This is a genomic window from Haloplanus salinarum, from assembly GCF_024498175.1.
GTDB classification, from domain to species: Archaea; Halobacteriota; Halobacteria; order Halobacteriales; family Haloferacaceae; genus Haloplanus; species Haloplanus salinarum.
Genome location: NZ_CP101823.1, coordinates 2,048,279 through 2,069,828 on the forward strand (window position 1 = coordinate 2,048,279; position 21,550 = coordinate 2,069,828).

At 69.2% G+C, this 21,550-nt stretch carries 21 protein-coding genes and 1 pseudogene; 13 read left to right on the forward strand and 9 right to left on the reverse strand.

The features are described from left to right. The first annotated feature begins 3 nt into the window (after positions 1-3). A complete protein-coding gene (gene secY, locus NO364_RS10665; protein WP_157690797.1) occupies positions 4-1,473 on the forward strand; it encodes a preprotein translocase subunit SecY in 1,470 nt (489 codons plus the stop codon). Between the two features lie 89 nt (positions 1,474-1,562). Here secY and NO364_RS10670 read toward each other — a convergent pair whose 3' ends face one another. Further along, complete coding sequence (locus NO364_RS10670) at positions 1,563-2,675, reverse strand: phosphotriesterase family protein (RefSeq protein ID WP_157690768.1); 1,113 nt, start codon at positions 2,673-2,675, stop codon at positions 1,563-1,565. A 138-nt stretch (positions 2,676-2,813) separates the two neighbouring features. Between NO364_RS10670 and NO364_RS10675 the strand changes: the two genes are divergently transcribed. Beyond that, positions 2,814-3,557, forward strand: a complete 744-nt coding sequence (locus tag NO364_RS10675; protein ID WP_257627484.1) for an N-acyl homoserine lactonase family protein — start codon at positions 2,814-2,816, stop codon at positions 3,555-3,557. Positions 3,558-3,648: 91 nt separating this feature from the next. Here the strand turns inward: NO364_RS10675 and NO364_RS10680 are convergent. Together NO364_RS10680 and NO364_RS10685 are read right to left on the reverse strand one after the other, a co-directional pair. Then, positions 3,649-3,960 (reverse strand): annotated as a pseudogene (locus tag NO364_RS10680) (macro domain-containing protein); the annotation flags it as partial. A gap of 54 nt (positions 3,961-4,014) precedes the next feature. Further along, positions 4,015-5,763: a receiver/sensor box histidine kinase gene (locus NO364_RS10685; protein WP_257627485.1), complete on the reverse strand. Its 1,749-nt coding sequence runs from the start codon at positions 5,761-5,763 to the stop codon at positions 4,015-4,017. A 302-nt stretch (positions 5,764-6,065) separates the two neighbouring features. On the opposite strand from NO364_RS10685, the gene NO364_RS10690 reads away from it, so the two are divergent. The 3 genes from NO364_RS10690 to NO364_RS10700 all read left to right on the forward strand — a co-directional run bounded on the left by NO364_RS10690 (position 6,066) and on the right by NO364_RS10700 (position 7,632). Continuing rightward, the gene (locus NO364_RS10690; RefSeq protein WP_257627486.1) at positions 6,066-6,272 is read left to right on the forward strand and encodes a hypothetical protein; all 207 of its coding nucleotides are present in this window, start codon (positions 6,066-6,068) and stop codon (positions 6,270-6,272) included. A gap of 102 nt (positions 6,273-6,374) precedes the next feature. Next, positions 6,375-6,716 (forward strand): DUF8159 domain-containing protein, encoded by a 342-nt coding sequence (locus tag NO364_RS10695; protein ID WP_157690764.1) that lies wholly within the window; start codon positions 6,375-6,377, stop codon positions 6,714-6,716. 1 nt (position 6,717) lies between these two features. Continuing rightward, positions 6,718-7,632, forward strand: a complete 915-nt coding sequence (locus tag NO364_RS10700) for an alpha/beta hydrolase (protein WP_157690763.1) — start codon at positions 6,718-6,720, stop codon at positions 7,630-7,632. Between the two features lie 81 nt (positions 7,633-7,713). On the opposite strand, the gene NO364_RS10705 is transcribed toward NO364_RS10700, so the two are convergent. Further along, positions 7,714-8,118, reverse strand: a complete 405-nt coding sequence (locus NO364_RS10705; RefSeq protein WP_157690762.1) for a universal stress protein — start codon at positions 8,116-8,118, stop codon at positions 7,714-7,716. 83 nt (positions 8,119-8,201) lie between these two features. On the opposite strand from NO364_RS10705, the gene NO364_RS10710 reads away from it, so the two are divergent. After that, positions 8,202-9,215: a DUF7490 domain-containing protein gene (locus NO364_RS10710; protein ID WP_157690761.1), complete on the forward strand. Its 1,014-nt coding sequence runs from the start codon at positions 8,202-8,204 to the stop codon at positions 9,213-9,215. Continuing rightward, positions 9,212-9,505, forward strand: a complete 294-nt coding sequence (locus NO364_RS10715; protein WP_157690760.1) for a DUF8060 family membrane protein — start codon at positions 9,212-9,214, stop codon at positions 9,503-9,505. Before NO364_RS10710 ends, NO364_RS10715 begins: the two co-directional genes overlap by 4 nt. A gap of 1 nt (position 9,506) precedes the next feature. Here the strand turns inward: NO364_RS10715 and NO364_RS10720 are convergent, their stop codons facing one another. Together NO364_RS10720 and NO364_RS10725 are read right to left on the reverse strand one after the other, a co-directional pair. Then, entirely contained in the window at positions 9,507-10,328 is an 822-nt protein-coding gene (locus NO364_RS10720; RefSeq protein ID WP_257627487.1) for a ZIP family metal transporter, read from the reverse strand. 51 nt (positions 10,329-10,379) lie between these two features. Beyond that, the gene (locus tag NO364_RS10725; protein WP_257627488.1) at positions 10,380-11,072 is read right to left on the reverse strand and encodes an SDR family NAD(P)-dependent oxidoreductase; all 693 of its coding nucleotides are present in this window, start codon (positions 11,070-11,072) and stop codon (positions 10,380-10,382) included. A 134-nt stretch (positions 11,073-11,206) separates the two neighbouring features. On the opposite strand from NO364_RS10725, the gene NO364_RS10730 reads away from it, so the two are divergent. The 6 genes from NO364_RS10730 to cruF all read left to right on the forward strand — a co-directional run bounded on the left by NO364_RS10730 (position 11,207) and on the right by cruF (position 16,627). After that, positions 11,207-11,341, forward strand: a complete 135-nt coding sequence (locus tag NO364_RS10730; protein WP_257627489.1) for a hypothetical protein — start codon at positions 11,207-11,209, stop codon at positions 11,339-11,341. 57 nt (positions 11,342-11,398) lie between these two features. Beyond that, positions 11,399-11,848, forward strand: coding sequence for a hypothetical protein (locus tag NO364_RS10735; RefSeq protein ID WP_257627490.1), 450 nt, complete (start codon positions 11,399-11,401; stop codon positions 11,846-11,848). A 69-nt stretch (positions 11,849-11,917) separates the two neighbouring features. Continuing rightward, complete coding sequence (locus NO364_RS10740) at positions 11,918-13,339, forward strand: FAD-dependent oxidoreductase (RefSeq protein WP_157690756.1); 1,422 nt, start codon at positions 11,918-11,920, stop codon at positions 13,337-13,339. An 87-nt stretch (positions 13,340-13,426) separates the two neighbouring features. Then, entirely contained in the window at positions 13,427-14,926 is a 1,500-nt protein-coding gene (locus NO364_RS10745) for a phytoene desaturase family protein (protein WP_157690755.1), read from the forward strand. Further along, the gene (locus NO364_RS10750; protein ID WP_157690754.1) at positions 14,923-15,765 is read left to right on the forward strand and encodes a prenyltransferase; all 843 of its coding nucleotides are present in this window, start codon (positions 14,923-14,925) and stop codon (positions 15,763-15,765) included. The genes NO364_RS10745 and NO364_RS10750 overlap by 4 nt, the downstream gene beginning before the upstream one ends. Next, complete coding sequence (gene cruF, locus NO364_RS10755; RefSeq protein ID WP_157690753.1) at positions 15,758-16,627, forward strand: bisanhydrobacterioruberin hydratase; 870 nt, start codon at positions 15,758-15,760, stop codon at positions 16,625-16,627. Before NO364_RS10750 ends, cruF begins: the two co-directional genes overlap by 8 nt. 92 nt (positions 16,628-16,719) lie before the next feature. Here the strand turns inward: cruF and NO364_RS10760 are convergent, their stop codons facing one another. The 3 genes from NO364_RS10760 to NO364_RS10765 form a co-directional block, all read right to left on the reverse strand. After that, a complete protein-coding gene (locus NO364_RS10760; RefSeq protein WP_157690752.1) occupies positions 16,720-17,724 on the reverse strand; it encodes a phytoene/squalene synthase family protein in 1,005 nt (334 codons plus the stop codon). A gap of 111 nt (positions 17,725-17,835) precedes the next feature. Further along, complete coding sequence (locus tag NO364_RS18135) at positions 17,836-17,955, reverse strand: HVO_2523 family zinc finger protein (RefSeq protein ID WP_379703572.1); 120 nt, start codon at positions 17,953-17,955, stop codon at positions 17,836-17,838. A 127-nt stretch (positions 17,956-18,082) separates the two neighbouring features. Next, the gene (locus NO364_RS10765) at positions 18,083-21,181 is read right to left on the reverse strand and encodes an adenosylcobalamin-dependent ribonucleoside-diphosphate reductase (protein WP_257627491.1); all 3,099 of its coding nucleotides are present in this window, start codon (positions 21,179-21,181) and stop codon (positions 18,083-18,085) included. Positions 21,182-21,550 lie beyond the last annotated feature (369 nt).

The window sequence follows — 21,550 nt, forward strand, 5'->3', positions numbered from 1 at the left end:
CCCATGGGATGGAAGGAGACCGCCGAACCGGTGCTGACGCGGATGCCGTCAGTCAGGCGTCCGGAGGGGCACGTCCCCTTCCGGCGCAAACTCGGCTGGACTGCCGGCGTCCTCGTGTTGTATTTCTTCCTGACGAACATCCAGCTGTTCGGGCTGGACGCCGGCACGCAGAGCGACCTGTTCGGCCGCTTCCGATCGATCCTCGCCGGGTCGCAGGGCTCTATCCTCCAGTTGGGGATCGGGCCCATCGTCACGGCGAGCATCGTCTTGCAGCTGTTGGGCGGTGCGGACCTGCTCGGTCTCGACACGGACGACCCCCGTGACCAGGTGCTGTACCAGGGCCTCCAGAAGCTCCTGGTGGTCGTGATGATCTGTCTGACCGGCCTTCCGATGGTCTTCGCGGGAAGCTTCCTGCCGGCCGATCAGGCGGTCGGACAGGCGCTGGGGATCGGCCTCCAGGGCGTCCAGACGCTCCTGTTCGTCCAGATCGCCGTCGGCGGGATCCTCATCCTGTTCATGGACGAGATCGTCAGCAAGTGGGGCGTCGGCTCCGGGGTCGGCCTCTTCATCATCGCCGGCGTGAGCCAACAGCTCGTCGGCGGCCTGTTTAGCTGGGAGGGCCTCGGCGGCACGCCCGGCTTCTTCCCGACCTGGTTCGCCATCCTGACCGGCGCCCAGGACATCGCCTCGCCGCTCACCGCCGAGGGGCTGCAAGCGCTCCTGCTCGGACAGGGGCAGCTCCTCGCGCTGGTGACGACGGTGCTCATCTTCTCCATCGTCGTCTACGCCGAGAGCGTCAGAGTCGAGATCCCCCTGGCTCACGCCCGCGTCAAGGGTGCCCGCGGTCGCTTCCCGGTGAAGCTCATCTACGCGAGCGTCCTGCCGATGATCCTCGTGCGCGCCCTGCAGGCGAACATCCAGTTCGCCGGGCGCATCCTCAACAGCACGTGGAATGCGATGCCGGCGTGGCTCGGCCAGTACAGCAGCGGCCAGCCCGTCTCCGGGCTGTTCTACTACCTGGCGCCAATCCAGACTCGGAACGACTGGATGTGGTGGCTGGCCGGCACCTCCGCGGAACCTTGGCAGATCATGATCCGGGTGGGGCTCGACCTCACCATCATGGTGATCGGCGGCGCCATCTTCGCCATCTTCTGGGTGGAGACGACCGGCATGGGGCCGGAGGCGACCGCCCAGCAGATCCAGAACTCCGGGATGCAGATCCCCGGGTTCCGGCGTAACCCGCAGGTCATCGAGAAGGTCATGGAGCGGTATATCCCGCAGGTGACCGTGATCGGTGGGGCCCTCGTCGGGCTCCTGGCGGTCGGCGCCAACATGCTCGGTACCATCGGACAGGTCTCCGGAACCGGCCTCCTGCTCACCGTGAGCATCACGTACAAGCTGTACGAGGAGATCGCCGAAGAGCAGTTGATGGAGATGCATCCGATGATGCGCCAGATGTTCGGCTCGGAGTAACGGGCCGCACATCCCCTTCGGACGCGCTATTCTACCGTCGCCACGGAGGCGTTCGCGCAGGAGTGTGCTATCGGCGGACGCAGTCGACGTTACGCCTCCGGTTCGACGAAGGTCAGCATCTCTTGGGGGTTGTCGACGAGGATCCGGTCGATGGTCGACTGCTCGACGCCACGCGCCCGCAGCATGGGGACGACGTTCTCGAGGATGTGCCCGTATCCGAACCCACCGTACGCCCGTCGCTGCATCTTCAGATAGACGTCGTGGGCGAACAGGAGGTTCGAGGCGTAGCCGTCCTCGATCAGTTCGGTGACCGAATCGAGGCGCCAGCTGTCGGAGGGATAGGCATCGTCGTGTGCTTCGAGGTACGCCCCCATGCCCCAGAGGTCGTACTCCAGATACGCGCCGCGTTCGGCCAGCTCCCGCTGGTAGTCGAGGTCCTCGAACACCGTTCGGTCCATATGATCGACGACCACGCGCTCCGGCGCTAGCCCCTCCTCCTCGACGATGTCGAGGACGTCGAGCCCCCACCGCGAGGTGGGCTTGGTACGGCCTTTCTGACTCCGCTTGGTCCGCCCCGGCGGATGGACCGTCAGCGACGCGCCGGTCCGCCGGGCGGCCCGTGCGCCCGCTCGCAGAACGGCTTCCTCGTCCGGGTAGATGCGGTCGCTCAGCCCGATCTCTCCGACGATCCCGGCCCTGATGTCGGTGTCGCCGATCCCCTCCCGGACGTCGCTCACGAACTCGGCTTCGAGTCGCTCCGTCAGTTCGGCGGGATCGAGCGACGAGAACCGCTCCGGATGCGCGGGTTGGGTGTAGTACGCGGTTCCGTGGACGGCGTTCAGGCCCGTCTCCCGGGCGATTCCGCGCACCCGCTGGGGGTCACAGCCGAGGTTCTTGGGCGTCACGTCGACGACGGTGTCGCCGCCGCCGCGCATGAAATAGGAGAGCTCGTCGATTGCCTCCGCCATCGAGTCCAGTCGGAGGTTGTCCTCGTGCCCCATCGGGTGCCGGCGGACGTACCAGAGGTTGTCGAGTTGGATCGGCTCCGAGGCGACGGCGCGTTCGTGGGCCGATTCGGGGGGGTCGAACCAGGCGTCGACGGCGTCGATGAACAGGTGTTCGTGGGTGCTCGTGATCCCGACCTCGCCGGGGTCGATCGGTCCGTCTACCGTGACAACACTTCCCGTGTCACCGTCGGTCATGAGAGATACCACCGCAGGTGAGTAGAAAAAGTCTTGCGCCGTCGGTCCCGTGACGATGGCGGGAGAGCGACCGGACACCCGAGGACGCCGGGGGACGAGGGCTCCGGCTTTATACTGCCGGCGTGCCAGGGGGGAGCCATGACGCCCACGGTCACGCCCCGCTGTGCCGGGTCGCTTACCATGGACGCGAGCGTCCTCGTCGAAGGTCGGTCGGGCACCACCGAAGCGCCGTCCATCGTCTACCTGATCGAGGGCGAGGAGACGCTCCTGGTCGATACGAGTTTCGGCGACCCCGGTCTGATGGCCGACCGCCACCCGGGATACGAGTGTCACCGGACCGCGGGACAGGAACTCGACGCCGTCCTCGCCGACGAGGGGTACGATCCGGCGGACGTGGACGGCGTGGTCCTCAGTCACCTCGACTGGGACCACTGTTACAACCTCGATACCTTCGGCGCCGACACGGACGTTTACGTCCAGCGCCGGGAACTGGAGTACGCCATCGCGCCGTATCCGATGCACGCCGAGCGCTACGAGGCGAAGTCGCTGGGGCGGGAACCGCCGTGGCTGACGGTCGATCTGACGCCGATCGAGGGCGAGACGGAACTCTGTGCGGGCGTCACCGCCGTGCCGACGCCGGGACACACCGTGGGCCACCAGTCGGTCGTGGTCGAAGCGGACGCGGGGACGACGGTCGTCGCCGTCGACGCGGTGCCGACGTTCGACAACGTCACGGACGACCCGTCGGCACCGATCCGCCGGGGGCTGGCGATGGACGAGTTCGCGTGGCGCGAGAGCGCACTCGACGTACTCGACCGGGCGGATCGGCTGCTCCCGGGCCACGAGTGGGGGATCCTGGACGCCGAGCCCGCGGGACTGTAGTAGTGTTTGTGACTGTTTGCACACCTGATCGCACGCAGTCCCGCGATCCGGTGTGCGATGTCTTACAAAAGCTACGATAGCCTGACACCGTGTCGGCGACCCGTCGGAGCGTCTCGTGATCGGCCGCGGAGTAGGCGATCATCCGGACGTCCGCGAGCGTCGTCGCCTCGTAGTCGGTGATCGCCTCGAAGCCGAGTTCGGCCCCCTCGGCGAAGTCGACGCCGGCGGCGCCCATCCCGAGGACGGGAACGTCCAACGACGTACAGCCGGGGTCGTCGGCCCGTTCGCGCCGCGGCGGAGCGCCCCCGCGACACCGCTCCCCATCCGGAGGCTGGTCCCGGCGGCGTTCACCAGCGTCCGCGGACTGGGCAGCGGCGTCCCCCCGAACGGTGGTGAACTCCATGGGCGAGGGTACGGCGAGCGCCGACAAAATACCGGGGCAGGAGCGGCGGGCGAATCAGGGTTCGGCCGGACTGGATCCCCGACGCGCGCCCTCGACACCGCGGAACTCGAAGCGGGCACCGCCGGTCTCGCTTTCGGTGACTCGTACCGTCCAGTCGTGGGCGTCGGCGATCTCCCGAACGATCGAGAGGCCGAAGCCGGTGCCGGAGGGGTCCGTCGAGTAGCCGTCGTCGAAGATCCGCTCGCGGCGGCCCTCCGGGACGCCGACGCCGTCGTCCTCGAGGTAGAAGCCGCGCCGGGGCCCCGCCTCGGTGGCGGTCGGGGCGTCGGCGCCCGCGCCGCGCACGAAGTCGTCGAGGGCGCCGACGGTGACGGTCAGGGCGTCCCAGTCGTCGGGGTCCAAGCCGTCGTCGGCCGCCGGCCGACTGCTCGTGAAGCCATGCTCCACGGCGTCGCCGGTTTCGCCGGCTTCTCGAGGGACCTCCGATCCCTCGTCGTCACCGGACTCCGTCCGGTTGCTCGTGGAACCGTGTTCCACGGAGTTCCGAATCAGGTTCTCGATCAGGCGCCGCAGCCGGCCCTCGTCGGCCCGGACGGGCCGCGAGTCGTCGACCCGGAGTTCGGCGTTCGGGGTCTCGACGTGTCGCCAGCACTCGCGGACGATCCGTTCCAGTTCGAGCGAATCGGCGTCCGCGTCGGTCACGGGACCCCCATCCCTGGCGAGCGTGAGGAGGTCGTCGATGAGCGCCGACATCCGGTCGTGGGCCCGGTCGACGGCCGCGAGGTCGTCGCTATCCCGGGTCTCGCGGGCGAGTTCGAGTCGCCCGCGGGCGATACCGAGGGGGTTCCGGAGGTCGTGGGCGACGATGTTGGCGAACCGCTCCAGGCGCTCGTTGCGCCGCTGGAGGGCCCGCTCGGACTCCAGACGCGACAGCGCCCCGGCGACGAGTTTGGCGAGGACGCCGGTGATTTCGAGGTCGGCGTCGTCGAAGGCGGCGAGGTCGGTGTCGCCGACGCTCAGGACGCCGTACTCGCCGACTGGGAGGTACATCCCGGCCCGGAAGTCCCCCCGGTCGTACCCGTCGTCGACCTCGGCGAGTTCGTCGTAGAGCAGGGGCTCGCCCGTGCGGTAGACCCGCGCGGCGGGTGTGTCGCCGTCGATCCGGTAGTTCGGGCGGGCGCCGGCCTCGGCGACGGACTCCTCGGTGGCGATGGCCGTCCGCAACAGACCGCCGGCCTCGTCGGCCAGGCGGAGCGTGGTGTGTGGATACTCGAGGATGTGTTTCGCCGCGTCCGCGGTGATCCGTGCCACCTCCTCGAACGTCGTCGCGTCCATGAGGCCGCGACTCGCGTCGTGGAGCGTCTCGAAGCGCCGCTGGCGCTCCACGAGTTCCCGCTCGCGGCGCTTCAGGTGGGTGACGTCGTGCTGGAACCCGACGAAGTGCGAGACGGTGCCGTCGTCCGTGAGTGGCGTGATCTCGACGTGGTTCCAGAAGACGCTACCGTCCCGCCGGTAGTTCCGGAGGACCGTCGAAGCCGACTCCGCGGCGTCGACGGCGGCCCGGAGTTCCGCGATCCGGTCGGGATCCGTCTCCGGTCCCTGGAGGAACCGGCAGTTTCGCCCGAGGGTCTCCTCGGGTCCGTAGCCGGTGAGCCGGTAGAACGCGTCGTTGGCGTAGACGATGGGGTTGTCCGCCGCCGTCGGATCGGTGATGACGACGCCGAGGGGCGCAGCATCGAGCGCCCGGCGTCGCACCAGGTCGCTCACGCCATCGCCCGATCGCTCGGGGTCGTTCGGTGGCATCCGGTGGGACTGCGCGGAGTCGACAGATAAGCCTTGGCTCTCGGTGCGAACCGCCGCGCGACGACGCCTCGATCGTTGCCGCCGCGAGTCGTCGGTCGGGGCGGGGAACAAATGACGGATCACCAATACGTACGGTGGTGAATGTCACCACGTGACACACCCATCCCCTAGTAACGATCATGAAGGTTTATTATGGAGGGGTTCAATGATGGATTCACGATGCAACGCGTCGCACTCGTATGCTGACCTCGGTTCGACGAGGCAGTGACGGCCGGTAACCGACCCAGCATACGACACACCCAATGAGCACGTCCCGACGCACGACCCGGAAGAACCGTTCGACGATCACTATCGAGCCCGTCATCCCGCTCCAGCCGCGGTCCGGAACCGGTCCGACGACCGACGGTCGGCGGGACCGCCCCGAATCGACGGACGACGCCGAACCGACGACGACGACGATTCCCATGATCGACGCCGGCGGCCTCGGGCCGAAACCCGGAACGGACTGATCGGCCACGCCGTCTTCTTTCCCCGTTTTTCGCCGCGTCCGAGCGGCGCCGCCGTCGGATTCCGGTAAGGGTTTTGATCGCCGAGCCACAAGGTCGGGTACGATGGACGAATCCGAACTGGAGGCGGAACTGCGCAAGTTCGGCATCGACGTACACGACGTCGAGGCCGTCGACCCCATGGAGCTGTCGTACGTGACGGCCTATCCGGGCGAAGAGGTCAACCACATGGAGATGGGACAGATGCTGAACGGGCTGCTCGACCTGGCGCGGGACGGCGAGTGGGAGCCGACGCGGATCGAGGCGACGGTCCTCCGGTTCGAGGACGAGGTGATGAACAGGTGGTACGCCAAGACCGAGTGGTTCGAGGATCTACTGCAGTACCGGATCTCGGAGACCGAGTTCTCGACGAACGTCCTCGAGACGCTCGACGAGGACCTCGAGTGAGATGCCCGTCGCGACGGGCGTCCGGCCGGCCGCCGACCGATTCGAGTTCGCGACGACGACGCTGAGCTTCGGGAGCGAGGCCGGCCCCCGTCGCGGCCGACTCTACCGCCCGGACCGGCCGTCGTCGCCGCCGGTCGTCGTCCTGGGACCGACGGTCGCCGCCGAGTCGTCCTTCGGCTACCCGCGATACGCCGAGCGGTTCGCCCGTGCCGGCTACGCCGCCTTCGTCTTCGACCACCGCGAGGCCGGGGGCGGCGGCCCCCGCAATCTCGTCGATCCGGACGCCCAGATGGCGGACTGGCGCGCCGCCGTCGACCGGGTTCGCCGCCTCGACGGCGAGCGTCGCCGGATCGTCCTCTGGGGCTTCGGCCTCGGGGGCGGCCACGTCGTCCGTCTGGCGGCCGAACGGCGACGCGTCGCCGCCACGGTCGCCGTCTCGCCGCTGGACGGCCGGGCGTTCGCCCGCGCCCGGTCGCCGGGCTACCTCGCGCGGGCCGTTGCCGCGGGCGTCCGCGACCGTCTCGGCGCCCCGCTGGGTCGGTCCCGGTCGGTGCCCGTCGTCGGCGGTCCCGGGGAGTTCGGGCTCCTCCCGCGGACGCCGACCGGCGAGGCGTATCTCGACTGCGTCCCGCCGGAGAGCGACTGGCACAACGAGACGCCCGCCCGCGGCCTGCTCTCCCTGTTCCGTTACCGGCCGCTCGCGGACGCCGCCGACGTCGACTGCCCGACACTGGTGCTCGCCGCCGGGGAGGACGACCTCGTCCCGCCCGGGACGGCCGCGACGGCCGCCGACCGCATCGACGGCGCCACCTACCTCCGACTGCCGGTGGGCCACGTCGACCCCCTCGGCGACGCCTTCGAGACGGCCGTGGCGCATCAACTCGCGTTTCTGGAGGGCGTGGTCGACGTTCGGTAGCCGACCACGGAGCGCGTGGTCGACGTTCGGTAGCCGACCACGGAGGGCGTGGTCGACGTTCGGTAGTCTTCGGATCCGTCGTCAGTCCGCAGAATCGAGCGGAACGACGGCGACGGGACGCGAGGAAGCCAGTAGGACCGACTGCGTAGTGCTGCCGAAGACGACTTTTCCCGTGGGGTTGCGCTTTCGCACGCCGACGACGAGTTCGTCCGCGTCCACCGCCTCGGCGTGCGCGAGGAGGTCCTCGTCGGGGTCGTTGCCACGGACGAACTGGTGGGTCTCGACGGTGGCCCGGGCGCCCAGTCGCGACTGCACCACGTTGATGGCGTCCTCGCCGTCGCGGGCCGTCTCGGCGTCCGTCCGCGACCCGCCCCACAGGGAGTTGACGGCGTGAACCGTATCCTCGGGGTCGAGTCGGTCGTCGAGGTAATCACACAGCGCGGCGCTCGTGTCGACGGTGTCGGTACCCAAGACGTAGGTGGGCATGGGGCCCCCATCGTCGTCCGGAGGAATAAAATCCGCTTTCACCCTCCGCAAAGCATTTGCGTAGTCCGGGAGTTTCCGCGCCTATGCGTCGCGAATCAGCGCTGGCCGCGGGTGCGGTCGGCGTCGTCGTCCTGGCCGTCGTCGCGGCGGTCCTGGTCCCCGGTGCCCTCGCGGATCCCAGCGAGGACCGGCCGGTCCGCCCCGGTCCGGTCACCATCGCCGACATGGAGATTTCGGCGGGCGACGTGACCGGCGACACCGTCACCCTGAACGTGGGGACGCGCCTGTCACACCGCGGGCCGCCGGCCCGGAACGTCAGTCTCCGGGTCCAGGCCGTCGACACGGAGTCCGGACTGGTCGAGTCGACCCGTACCGTTTCCGTCGGGAACCTCAGCGAGGAACGCGAGGTGGCGGTCCCGACGAACCTGACCGTCGAGCGCGAGGGCGGCTACCGGATTCGGGCGGTCGTCTACCGCGACGGCGAACGGATCGACAGCGGAGCGCGCGAACTCCGCGGACTGGAGGCGCTCCAGCCGGCCTACGCCCGGAGCGACGTCCGGTTCGCGTCCGCGGACGCCCTCCCCCCGGTCTCCTTCGCGGTCGCCGAGGCCGGCGAGGACCGGACGACACTCGACATGCAGGTCGCACTGACCAACGAGGGCGACGAGCAGCCGTCGGATCTCCGCGTCACGGTGACGCTCCGGCAGGCCGACTCGAACATCGTCGCCAACCGGACGGCCGTCGACGTGGGGTCGATCCGCCCCGGTCGCACGGCGACCGTCGAGACCCGGCTGACCGTCCCGGCGGGGTACAACTACTACGTCGACGCGGTGCTCTGGAAGGACGGCGTCGTCATCGACAGCACCCGGGGCGCCGCGAACCTCGATCCCTCGGAGACGATCAGCGTCAACGAGACGCGTCGCGATGTGGAACTGGAGGTCGGCGACTTCACCCGCGGCGACGGGCAGGGTGGCGACCGGCCCCGGCCCGAGGCGACCGGGATGCCGACTGCCGGCGGCGGCCCCGGGTTCGGCGTCGGCGTCGCCGTCGTCGCCGTCGTCGCCGCCGCGCTGTTCGCCCGGAGGTGGACCAAATGAGCGACACACACACAGACACCGATCCGAGCACCGACACCGACGAGACGAGCGAGAGCGACGACGAGGACACGGGCGCCCGCGTCCGCCGGTACGCGAACTACGCGATCCTCGTGGTCCTCGGACTCCTGGCGTTCGTCGCCGTCGTCCGGCTGTATCTCAGCGTCTCGAACGCCATCGGGACGTGGGTCACCCGCGAGTACCGCTCGCTGTTCCAGGCGGCGTTCAACCTCGTCGTGTTGCTGGCGGCGGGCGTCGGTATCTCCTATCAGCTCCGCCGGCTCTACGGCTAGCCTACGAGACGAGCAGCCACGCGACGAAGACGGAGACGCCGCCCAGCCCCGTGCTGAGGACGGCGTGAACGCGGAGCCGGTCGAGCAGTTCGTGGGCGTCGCCGGTCACCGTCAACAGGTCGTGGACGTCGCTGCCGAGTTCACACCGCGGCAGGAAATCCATCGCGACGTGGAGGAAGATGCCGGCGGCGAAACCGAAGACGACGCCCCGGACCGTCGGCGCCGCGGGCAGGGCGATCAGGCTGGCGAGGATGGCCATGATGCCGACGCCGGCGGCGGGTAGGAGCAACACCATCGGGTCGCGGTCGTTCGTCACCAGCCGGCGGGCGGCCGCGTAGCCCGCCGGCCCCTTGTGCGAGACGATGGCGAGGCCGAGGATCGGTCCGAGGTCGGGCATGTTCCCGTAGACGACGCCGATGATGAGGCCCGCCGAGAGGGCGTGGGCCGTCAACTCCGTGGCGGTCCGGTCGAAGGGGACCTCGAGGTGGGCGAGCCGATGACCGACGGTGTGGCTGGCGAAGCCGATCAACAGGCCGAGGGCGACGCCGAACCCCCCGAAGGTCGCGTCGTGCGCGATGGCCTGCGGGACGAGGAAGACGGCGGCGCTCGTCACCATCGCGCCGCTCGCGAGGCCGTACCCCCAGACGAGCGTCCACGGCCGCCCGCCGAGCGAGCGACGACCGAGCGGGATCCCGGCCGCCATCGCGGCGAAGGCGACCCACGAGATCCCGAGCAGTTTCCAGGCCTCCCCGGTCGCCGCGAACCAGGACAGCCCCACGAGCGTCACGGTGGCGGCGGGGCCGACGAGTGAGCGTCGAGTCACATTAACAACTATCTAATTGGTGTTAATAACACGTTCGATTCGACGGGCGCGTTACCGCGTCGCCGACTTCCAAGCCCGCAGGTCGAGTACCTCCCCGTCGACGGCCTCGGCCTCGGCGTCGCGGGCGGCCCAGACGAACATCGGTGCCACGTCGTCGGGGTCCCGGCCCGTATCGCCGCTCAGATCCGTGGCGACGTAGCCGGGGTCGACGACGCCCACGACCTGTTCGAGGTCGGCGGCGAAACCCCGGACCAGCGCCTCCGCGCCCGCCTTCGAGACGGCGTAGGCGCCCATCCCCGCCGTCGACTCGCGGGCCACGGCCCCCGAGGGGACGAGGACCCGACCGTCGGCCGCCAGGTGCGGGAGCGCCTCCCGCACCGTCGCGAAGACGCCCCGGAGGTTCGTCCGTACCGTGTCGTCGAACCGGGAGTACGACTCCTCGTGGAGGGGGCTCTCGCCGGGGTCGCCGTGGTTGACCGCGGCGTTCGCCACCACCACGTCGATACCGTCGCCCGCCCTGGCGGCCCGTTCCATCAACCGCTCGACGTCGAACTCGTCGCGCACGTCGGCCCGCACCGCCGTCGCCGCGTCACCCGCGTCGACGATGCCCTCGACGACCGACTCGAGGGGCTCCCGCCGCCGCGCACAGCAGGTGACGTGGGCCCCCTCGGCCGCGAACCGCGCCGCGACGCTCGCACCGATCCCCCGACTAGCACCCGTGACGACCACACTCGTTCCGTCCATGCACGCCGTTAGGTGGCGACGAGCATGAAAGGCGGGCCGACTCCCCCGTAGGAGTTTGTCAACACCCATCATACGTTTTCGATCCACCAAGTTAAATTCAGAATTTTTAAGCTCGTCCGTCCCGGATCGGTTGTATGAGCCGACACACCGACACCGACGAGCGTACAGACGTCGACTACTACCTCCCCGGCGCGTCGATCCGATCGACCGATCCCGGCCCGGTCGGGCGATTCCTGACCCGTCTGTTCCGCCGCCGCGGCCGCTTCTGAGTGCGGCCTGCCGGCGGTTCGTAGGCGTTTTCCTTCCTGCCGCCCTCCTCTCGCTAGATGAGCCTCCGTGCGTTCGATCCGCTCCACGTCGTCGCGGCCCACCTCGCCGTCCTCGTCGCGGTGCTCCACCTGGCGCTCGGCGTCACCAACTGGGTGACCTACCTCGCGGGCGGGATCGTCATCCCCCCGGACGTCCGCTGGCCGCTGTTCGTCCTCTCGGGGGTCGCCATCGTGGCCGGCGTCGTCGCCGCCATCGCGGGCGCCGACCGCCGACCGCTCTACGCCGCCGGCGTGGGGCTGATGGTCGTCTACGTCGTCGGCTACTTCGCCTGGCACGTCGGCGGTCACCGACCGCTCCTGTTCGTCGGCCCCGGAACGCATCACCACGGCTCGACGTTCGAGTACCTGCTCGCCCACGTCTTCGCCGGCCCCGTCGAATTTCTCGCCCTCGCCAGCGAGACGGCGCTCGCCGGACTGCTCGGCTACCTCTACTACCACGACCGCTGATCGACCGCCTTCGCGCGACCCGCGCGACCCCGGCATACACTTTTGCCCCGACGGCGGCGAACGGCGTGTATGGCACGCGATCCCTTCGTCGTCGTCGGCGGCGACGCGGCCGGCCTGAGCGCGGCGAGCAAGTTCCGACGCGAAGCCGACCGTGACGTCGTCGTCTTCGAGCGTGGACGGTGGATCTCCTACGCTCACTGTGGCGAGCCCTACTTCGTGGAGGGGACGGTCGAGCGACTGACCGACCTTCTCTCGCTGTCCCCGGCGGACGTCGCGGACCGCGGGATCGACCTGCGCCGCGGCCACGAAGTCGTCTCGGTCTCCCCCGAACAGCGGACCGTCACCGTCGAGGCGGACGGCGACCGGTTCGATCAGCCGTACGCCGAGTTGCTGGTGGCGACGGGTGCGAGCGCGACGACCGGCGCCTTGGACACCGCGCTCGACGGCGTCTTCACCATCCACGGCCTCGATTCCGCGGCGGCGACCGACGCCTACCTCACCTCACCCGCCGAGTACGACTGGAGCCGTCTGGGCGACGGTCCGGTCGACGAGGCGCGGGTCGAGCGCAACGCGGCGCTGGACCCACCGGAGCGGGCGGCCGTCGTCGGCGGCGGCTACGTCGGCGTCGAGATGACCGAGGCGCTCGTCGCCCGCGGCGTCGACGTCCACCTGTTCCAGCGCCCGGAACACCTCCTCCCGCCGTTCGGCGAGGCGATCGGCGAGCGCGTGGCCGACCACCTCGCCGAGCGGGGGGTGACGGTCCACACCGGAGCGTCGGTGACGAAACTCGTCGGCGACGACCGGATCGAGGCGGTGGCGTACGACGGGGAGCGCCTCCCGGTCGGGATGGCGGTGATCGGGATCGGCGTGACGCCGAATACGGCCCCTCTCGACGGCACCGGCGTCGACCGCGGACCGGGCACTGCCGTCCGCACCGACGCCTACGGACGGACGAGCCTGCCGGCCGTCTACGCCGCCGGCGACGTGGCGACGGCGAGACACGCGGTGACCGGCGCGGAGACGTGGGTGCCACTCGGGCTGACCGCGAACCGCGCGGGACGGGCGGTCGGAGCGACGGTCGCCGGCGACCCCACGCCCGTCGGCGAGGTGGCCGGCACCGCAGTCGTGAAGGCCTTCGACCTGGAGTGTGGTCGGGTCGGCCTCACCGACGAGGGGACGGCCGCGGCCGCGGGGTTCGACCCCGCGAGCGAGACGATCACGGCGGGATCGCGCTCGGGCTACTACCCCGGCGGCGACGAGACGACGGTGACGCTGCTCGCCGACCGGACGACCGGTCGGGTGCTCGGCGGCGCCATCGCCGGCCGCGACCGGGCGGCCATCCGCATCGACACGCTGGCGACCGCCATCGAGAGCGACCTCACCGTCGCCGAACTCGAACGCCTCGACCTGGCCTACGCGCCCCCGTTCAGCCCGGTGTGGGACCCGGTGCTCGTCGCCGCCAAGGTTCTCAACGGCCGACTGGACGACTGAGCACCCCGGCGGCCACACCGCGGGCGGGCGATCACTCTCCCTCGCGACGGCGGGTAGTATATACGGATCACGTCCCTACGGCGGGGCATGAACGATAGCTCGCCGGTCGGCGACGCCGACGGTCGGTCGGTGGTCGTCGTCGGCAGCGGATTCGGCGGCCTCTCGACGGCCTGTTATCTCGCGAACGCGGGGGCTGACGTGACGGTCCTGGAGAAAAACGAACAGCTCGGCGGGCGGGCGAGCCGCCTGCACACCGACGGTTTCCGGTTCGACATGGGGCCGTCCTGGTATCTCATGCCCGACGTGTTCGAGGACTTCTTCGCCGACTTCGGGCGCCGGCCCGAGGAGTACTACGGCCTCGAACGCCTCGACCCCCACTATCGGATCTTCTTCAAGGACGGCGACCGGGTCGACCTCGTTCCCGACATGGACGCCAACCGGGAGACCTTCGAGGCCTACGAGCCGGGCGCCGGCGACGCGCTCGACGACTACCTCGACCGGGCGGCCTACACCTACGACGTGGGGATGGAACATTTCGTCTACGAGGACCGCTCCCGCCTGCGCGATTTCGTCGACCCGGACGTGTTGCGGTACGCCCGCGGGCTCTCGCTGCTGGGGACGATGCAGGACCACGTCGAGGAGTACTTCGATCACCCCAAGCTCCAACAGATCGTCCAGTACTCGCTGGTCTTCCTCGGCGGCGCACCGAACAACACGCCCGCGCTCTACAACCTGATGAGCCACGTCGATTTCAACCTCGGCGTCTACTACCCGGAGGACGGGATGGGCGGCGTCGTCGACGGCATCGTCGCCGTGGCCGAGGAGTTGGGTGTCGACTTCCGGGTCGACCACCCGGTCGCGGAGATCAGGGGCCGGGAGGGCGCCTTCGCCGTCCGCACCGAGGACGGCCGGGAGTTCTTCCCCGACGAGGTGGTCTCCGACGCCGACTACGCCCACACCGAACAGGAACTCCTCGTCCCCGAGGACCGCCAGTACGACGCCGACTACTGGGACTCGCGCACCTACGCTCCTTCCGCGTTCCTCCTCTATCTCGGCGTCGAGGGCGACGTCGACCCGCTCGAACACCACACGCTCGTCCTCCCGACCGACTGGGACGACCACTTCGAGACCATCTTCGGCGACCCCGCCTGGCCCGAGGACCCCGCCTACTACCTCTGTGTTCCCTCGAAGACCGACGACACGGTCGCCCCCGAGGGCCACAGCAACCTCTTCGTCCTCGCACCGGTCGCCCCCGGCCTCGACGACGGCCCGGAGCGCCGCCAGCGGTTCCGCGACCTGTTGCTCGACGACATCGCCGAGCACACCGGCGTCGACCTCCGGGACCGCATCGTCGTCGAGGAGCGCTTCTCGGTCTCCGAGTTCGCCGACCGCTACAACAGCACCCAGGGGACGGCCCTCGGCCTCGCACACACGCTCCGACAGACCTCGCTTCTCCGCCCGCCCCACGCCTCCGAGGCGGTCGACGGCCTCTATTTCACCGGCTCCTACACCACCCCGGGCATCGGCGTCCCCATGTGTCTCATCAGCGGCCGCCTGACGGCCGAGCGGATGACGACGACTCGATGACGATGCCGGGGGCGGCCGTCTACCTGTTCCGGACCTCGCGCCCCCGGTTCTGGCTCTATCTGGCCGGGCCGGTCGCCGTCGGCGTCGCCTACGCCGCGAGCGATGTCGGCGACCTGTTCACCCCCACGACCTTCGCCCTGTTCGGATACTTCCTCGTCCCCGCGAACGTCCTGCTGTACGGCGTCAACGACGTGTTCGACGTCGACGTCGACGCGGAGAACCCCAAGAAGGAGGAGCGCGAGGTTCGGTACGGGGGCGACCGGCTCGTTCCCGCCGCCGTCGGTCTGAGCGCCCTACTCGCGCTCGTCCCGCTCGGGCTGACCCCCCGCATCGCCTGGCCGTGGATCGCCGGGTTCCTCCTCCTGGGGGTCGCCTACAGCGCGCCGCCGCTCCGCCTGAAGACCCGCCCGCCGCTCGACTCCGTCTCGAACGGCCTGTACGTGCTGCCCGGAGCCGCCGCCTACGCCGCGGTCGCCGGGGTCCATCCCCCGGCGCTCGCCGTCCTCGGTGGGTGGCTCTGGTCGATGGCGATGCACACCTTCTCCGCGATTCCGGACATCGAGCCGGACCGGCGGGCGGGCATCGAGACGACCGCCACGCGCCTCGGCCAGCGGCGGACCTACGCCTACTGTGCGCTCTGCTGGGCGCTCGCCGCGGCCGCCTTCGGCCTGCTCGACCCCCGACTCGGCCTCCTCCTCGCCCCGTACCCCGTCGCCGTCGTCGGCGTCGCCGCCTCCCGGGTCGACGTCTCGCGAGCCTACTGGTGGTATCCGGCCGTGAACACCGTCGTCGGCGCGCTCCTGACGATGGGCGCGCTCTGGAGGCTGGTCCATGGGTAGCGAGGGCGGCGACGGTCCCGCCGGAGCGACGGCGAGCCGAACGGCTCGGCCGACCCGAACCGAGCTGCAGGCCCGCCTCGACGACCTGATCCGCGAGAACCGCGTCACCGTCGCGGTGGTGTTCCCCGCCGTCGGTTCCGTCCTCCTAGTCGCGAGCGCCGAGGGACTCCTCCCGCCGCCGCTCGCGTTCGAGCCGTTCACCCTCCTGCTCGGAACGCTCGTCATGCGCTCGCCCCTGCTGGTCGGGATGGCGCCGCTGATCGATCGCCGGGCGGCCGTCGGCGTGACCGCCCTCGCCGGCTACGCCTACGCCGTCGAGTTCGTCGGCCTGCGGACCGGCTGGCCCTACGGCGAGTTCTACTACGCCATCGACCTCGGGCCGGAGGTCGCCGGCGTCCCCGTCGGCCTGCCCGTCTTCTTCCTGCCGCTCGTGGGCAACGCCTACCTCCTCTGTTCACTCCTGCTCGGGGAGCGAGCGCGGGCGGCCCGGATCCGCCTGCCGGCCGTGATCGGGACGGTGATCGCCATGGATCTGGTCCTCGATCCGGGGGCCGTCGCGCTCGGCTTCTGGGCCTACCCCGGCGGCGGCCCCGTCTACGGCGTGCCGCTGTCGAACTTCGCGGGGTGGGTGCTGTCCGCGACGGTGACCGTCCTCGTCCTCGACGCCGTCCTCGACCGGACGGCGCTGCTGGATCGGCTGGCGACCTGTGAGTTCGCCCTCGACGATCTGGTGAGTTTCGTCCTGCTCTGGGGGGCGGTCAACGTCTACTTCGCCAACTGGGGGGCGGCCGCCGTCGCCGGGCTGTTCGGCCTCGGGTTGCTCCGTGCGGACCGCTTCGACGTGCCCCTCGACGGGCGGTAGGGCGGCGGGTCATACCGATTATTGTAACTGTTTCCCGGTGGGTCGCCGGGCCGTCCTGGCGACCCACCGATAACGACTTACAATAAACAGTATCAGGTCAGCCGGCGGAGCCCCTCGACGGCCCCGCGCAGGAGCCGTCGGCCGATGCCGCGGGTCGAGTGGGTCCGGTCGTGGTCGGGGTCGGGATCCGCCGGAACCTCCGGCACGGCGCTCACCCGCCGGAAGACGGTCTCGGGATCCCGGTTCCACTGCCAGTGCCAGCGGGTCCGGGCCACCAACAGCAGTTTGCGGAGCGTGCCGAGACTCGGCGTCTCCGAGAGGACGTCGTAGTCCCGTTCGCGGATCAGCCGGTGGTGGTCGGCGTACAGTACCGCCGCGACCAGCACCGGAAGCTGGCAGTCCGTGGGGAGATACTCGATGCCGGCGACGCCCTCGCGGTAGAGCGCCTCGGTCCGTCGGAGTTCCCGCTCCATCGCCCGCCGGAACTCGTCGCTGACCTCGAAACGTCGGAGGTCCGCCTCCGAGATGTCGTACTCGTCGAGCGTCTCGCGGGGGAGGTAGATCCGGTCGCGTTCGACGATGTCCTCGCGGACGTCGCGGAGGAAATTCGAGAGCTGGAACGCCTCGCCGAGCGCCGTGGCGTGGGGACGGGCGCGCTCGGGATGCTCCGGATCCATCACCGACGTCATCATGCGGCCGACGGCGGCCGCCGAGCCGTCCATGTACGCCCGGAGTTCCGCGAAGGTCTCGTAACGATCCTTGGTCACGTCGGTCAACATCGCGTCGACGAAGGTGTTCACGTCGGCGTCGTCGATGTCGTGTCGCTCGCGGAGGTCCGCGAAGGCGGCGAGGACGGGGTCGTCGGTCGGCTCCTCGCCGAGCGCCGCCGCGCGCAGCCGCTCGAGTTCCGCGCGCTGCTCGGCGGGGGGGACGCCCTCGGCGTCGTCGACCACCTCGTCGGCGACCCGGAAGAAGGCATAGAGGACGTACGTCGCCTCCCGGACCCGCTCGGGGAGGAGCCGCGTGGCCAGGTGGAACGTCTTGCCTGTCCGTCGCTGGATCGCTTTCCCGCGGGCGACGCCGTCGTCGCTCACCATCCGTTCGCTCCCGTCGGCGGCGTCGCGGTGGATGGGGCCCGACGGCGGTTCGCGTGCGTACTGTCGGACGGGCTCACGGCCGAGGCCCGAGCTAGTTCAGCACCTATCATGTCACCAGAACGTATCGCTGCAGTCGTAGACGACCCCGTGGTTCGGACAGACGTACTTGCAGTGACGACGGTGCATCGCCGTCTCACAGCGGGGGCAGGGTCGCCCACCTGACGCAGACATGTCACCCATTCAGAGCCACATCGACATGACTGTTCCGCCGTCGCCGCTCCGCCTTGCGGGTTCGGAACGTCAGGCGATCCGCGACCGTCGTTTCGGCACCGGGTCGAGCCGGGTCGGGCGCGTCAGATCAGCACTCCGACCAGCCACAGGACTCGCAGGTCTTGCAGCCCTCGGAGTAGTAGAGGCTCATCGAGCCACACTCCGGACATTCGGGGCTCTCGCCCGCGGCGAGGAGGTCGTCGGTGTCGTCACCGGCCGTCGCGGCGGCGGCGCCGCCGTCGGCCTCGGGCGACTCGTCCATCGCCTTCGCCTCGGCTTTCTCCAGTTCCGTGAGGTTCTGCTGTTTGGGGTAGGGCTTGTCGATCTCGCCGTCGAGGTAGCGCCGCATCGCCGTCCCGATGGCGTCGGGGATGGAGTTGATCTGTTCGCCCTTGTCCCAAGCGACCTTCGGCGAGCGGATGCCCTGGAGTTCGGAGGCGATCTCGCGGGGGTCCACGCCCGAGCGCAGCGCGGTCGAGATGGTCTTCGCCAGCGCCTCGGTGAAGGAGGCGGTGAAGCCGCCGGAGTTGCCGATGTTGGCGAACAGCTCGAACGGCCGGCCGTCCTCGTCCTCGTTGATGTTGACGTAGAGCTTCCCGTAGCCCGTGTCGATGCGTTGGGTGATGCCGTGGAGGACGTCCGGACGGGGCCGCTTGGTGCCGAGTTCGCGCTCGCCGTCGGCGGCCGCGAGCAGTGCCGACAGCTGGGTGTCGAGGGCGGCCTGAACGTCCTCGTTGTCGAGGAAGCCCTCGATGCCGCCGAACACTTCTTCGATCTGGTCGATCAGCGCCTCGGCGGCCTCGCTCTCGTCGGCGAACTCCGTGTTCTTCGCACGGGTGGTCAGCACCTGCTTCGAGCGCGTCCCGTCGCGGTAGACGGTGACGCCCTTGCCGCCGTGTTCGTAGATGTAGCGGTACACCTCGTCCATGTCCTCGACGCTGGCGGAGTTGGGGAAGTTACAGGTCTTCGAGATGGCGGAGTCGACGCCCTGCTGACACGCACACTGGACCGCCGCGTGCTGTTTCCCGGAGAGGTCGCCGGTCACGACGAACAGTTCGCCGATGGGGTCCGGAACGGTGTCGAGTCCCTCGACGCCGTCGAACTCGTTTGCGGCCATCTGCTCTTGGGCCTCCCGCTTGACCGCGTCGATGTCGAGGTCGTTGGCCTCCAGCGTCCGCAGGAAGTAGTCGTCGAACTCGACGAGCATCTCGTCGCCCTGCACGTCGTCGGAGACGTTCTTGTAGTAGGCGACGTTGTAGATGGGCTCACAGCCGCCGGTCGTGTTGCCGACCATCGAGGTGGTGCCGGTCGGCGCGATGGTCGTCGTGTTGTGGTTGCGGATCGGGAACCCGTCTTCCCACTCGTCGGCGTCGAGCCCGGTGTGGTGTTCGAACCACTCGCGGTAGCGGACCGGGTCGGCGTACTTCGAGTCGTCCCAGTCCTCGAAGGAGCCGCGCTCCTCGGCGAGTTCGTGGGAGGTCCACTTCGACCCGTGGTCGATGTGGGTCATCAGCTGTCGGGCCACCTCGTTGCCCGTGTCGCTGCCGTAGCGGATGCCGAGCTGGACGTACAGCTGTGCCAGCCCCATGACACCCAGGCCGATCTTGCGCATCTGTCGGACCTTCTCCTCGATCTCGTCGACCGGGAAATCCGACATCGTGACGACGTTCTCGAGGAAACGAGTGCCGTACTCGATGCGGTGATCGAAGGCCTCCCAGTCGACCGCCTCGTCGAGGAACGCCTCGACGGCCGCGGCCTCGGAGTCGTACTCGTCGGCGTGCTCGTCGGCCCAGACCCGCCAGTCCGGCGCGTCCTGCGCCGCGAGCGTCGAGAGGTTGATGTGTCCGAGGTTGCAGGCCTCGTACTCCTCCAGGGGCTGTTCGCCACAGGGGTTCGTCGCGAGGATGCGGTGGTCCGGGTGCTCCTCCACGTCGAAGGAGTGCTGTTTGTTCACCCGTTCGAGGTAGATGACGCCGGGTTCGCCGTTCTCGTGGGCGCCCTCGACGATGTCCTCCCAGACGACTTCCGCGGGGATGGAGAGCTCCTCGCCGACCGCGACGTACTCGCCGAGGCCGAACATGTCGTACAGCTCCTTCGTCTCGGGGGTGACGACGTGGGGGTCGCCGGTTCGGGGGTTGGTGAACGTGAACTCCTCGCCCGCCTCCAGGGCCTCCATGAACTCGTCGGTGATGCCGACGGAGATGTTGAAATTCGAGAGGTGACCCTCGACGGCGTTGCGGAGGTGTTTGGGGACCTTCCCCTCGTCGTCGATGAGTTCGCGGGCCTCCTCCAGGGCGTCCGCGAAGGAGGTGTGCGTGAAGTCGTCGGGGTCGTTGAGCCGGAGGGTGTGTGCCAGCGAGACGTCCTTGTTCTTGGCGTGGATGAACTGGATGACGTCGGGATGCGAGATGCGCATGACGCCCATCTGTGCGCCCCGGCGCGCCCCGCCCTGGGCGATGGTCTCACACATCTGGTCGAACGTGCGCATGAAGGTGATGGGCCCGGAGGCGATGCCGCCGGTGGAACCCACGGGGTCGCCGTAGGGGCGGAGCCGCCAGAAGGCATAGCCCATGCCGCCGCCGGACTGGAACACCTGTGCGGCCTCCTTGGCCGTCTGGTGGATGTCGTCGATGTCGTCCTCGGGCGAGTCGACGAAACAGGCCGAGAGCTGCTGGAGCTCGTCGCCAGCGTTCATCAGCGTCGGCGAGTTGGGCATGAAAGAGAGGTCGCCCATCAGCCGCTCGAACTCCTCCCGGGTCTCCTCGACGGTGTCCCGGACGTCGTCGGGAAGCTCCGGGACGACCGTCTCGTAGGCGAACTTGTTGACGTTGTACTTCGAGAGGGTCGTCTCGGCGTCCGCGTCGGTGGTGACGCCCGCCCCGAACACGTCCTCGGCGAGTTCGTCCCGCCGCGGGTGGTCGGGCTTCAACTGGTCGGGCGTGACCGTGATCTCCGTCCCCTGCTTGCGCGCCTCGAACACCGCCTCCGCGAGCGCGATGTTCTTCGCGACACGCGGGAAGAGGTCCTCGGGCTCCTCGATCAGGTCCCCGTCGGCGTCCTTCCGGAGGTACCGTGCGGGCAGGATGTTGTGATAGGCGTTGTCGGTGAGACGCTCCGCGAGTGTCTCCCCGTCGGTTCGTTTGATCGGTAGTTCCACGTCGTCGGTGTCGATGTCGTGCGTACTCATGTGTCGGTCGTGCTGATCGCGTCGCGGGTTCCCCACCCCGAACGGGCGCCGGGCGTGCGCCGGTCGCTGGTTCGAATCGGTGCAACCGTGACGGTTGCTGTAAGTGGAATCGGGGGTGTAAAGGCGTTGGTTCGTCCGTCGAACTATCCGATTCCTGTCTACTTCACGGTGTCGGCCGATGACCGTCGGTCACCTACACGGGTCCATCATCGCCCCGCGAAACACATAACGATGTGCAGACCGGAGTGAAAGTAGAAATTGGCGGAACAAATCGGGAGACTGCGACGGGAAATCCAGTCGAACGAAAGGGGGGTCGGCGAACGCGAGACGGACCGTCGAGTGATACACCGCTGTCATGCTAGGCGCTCC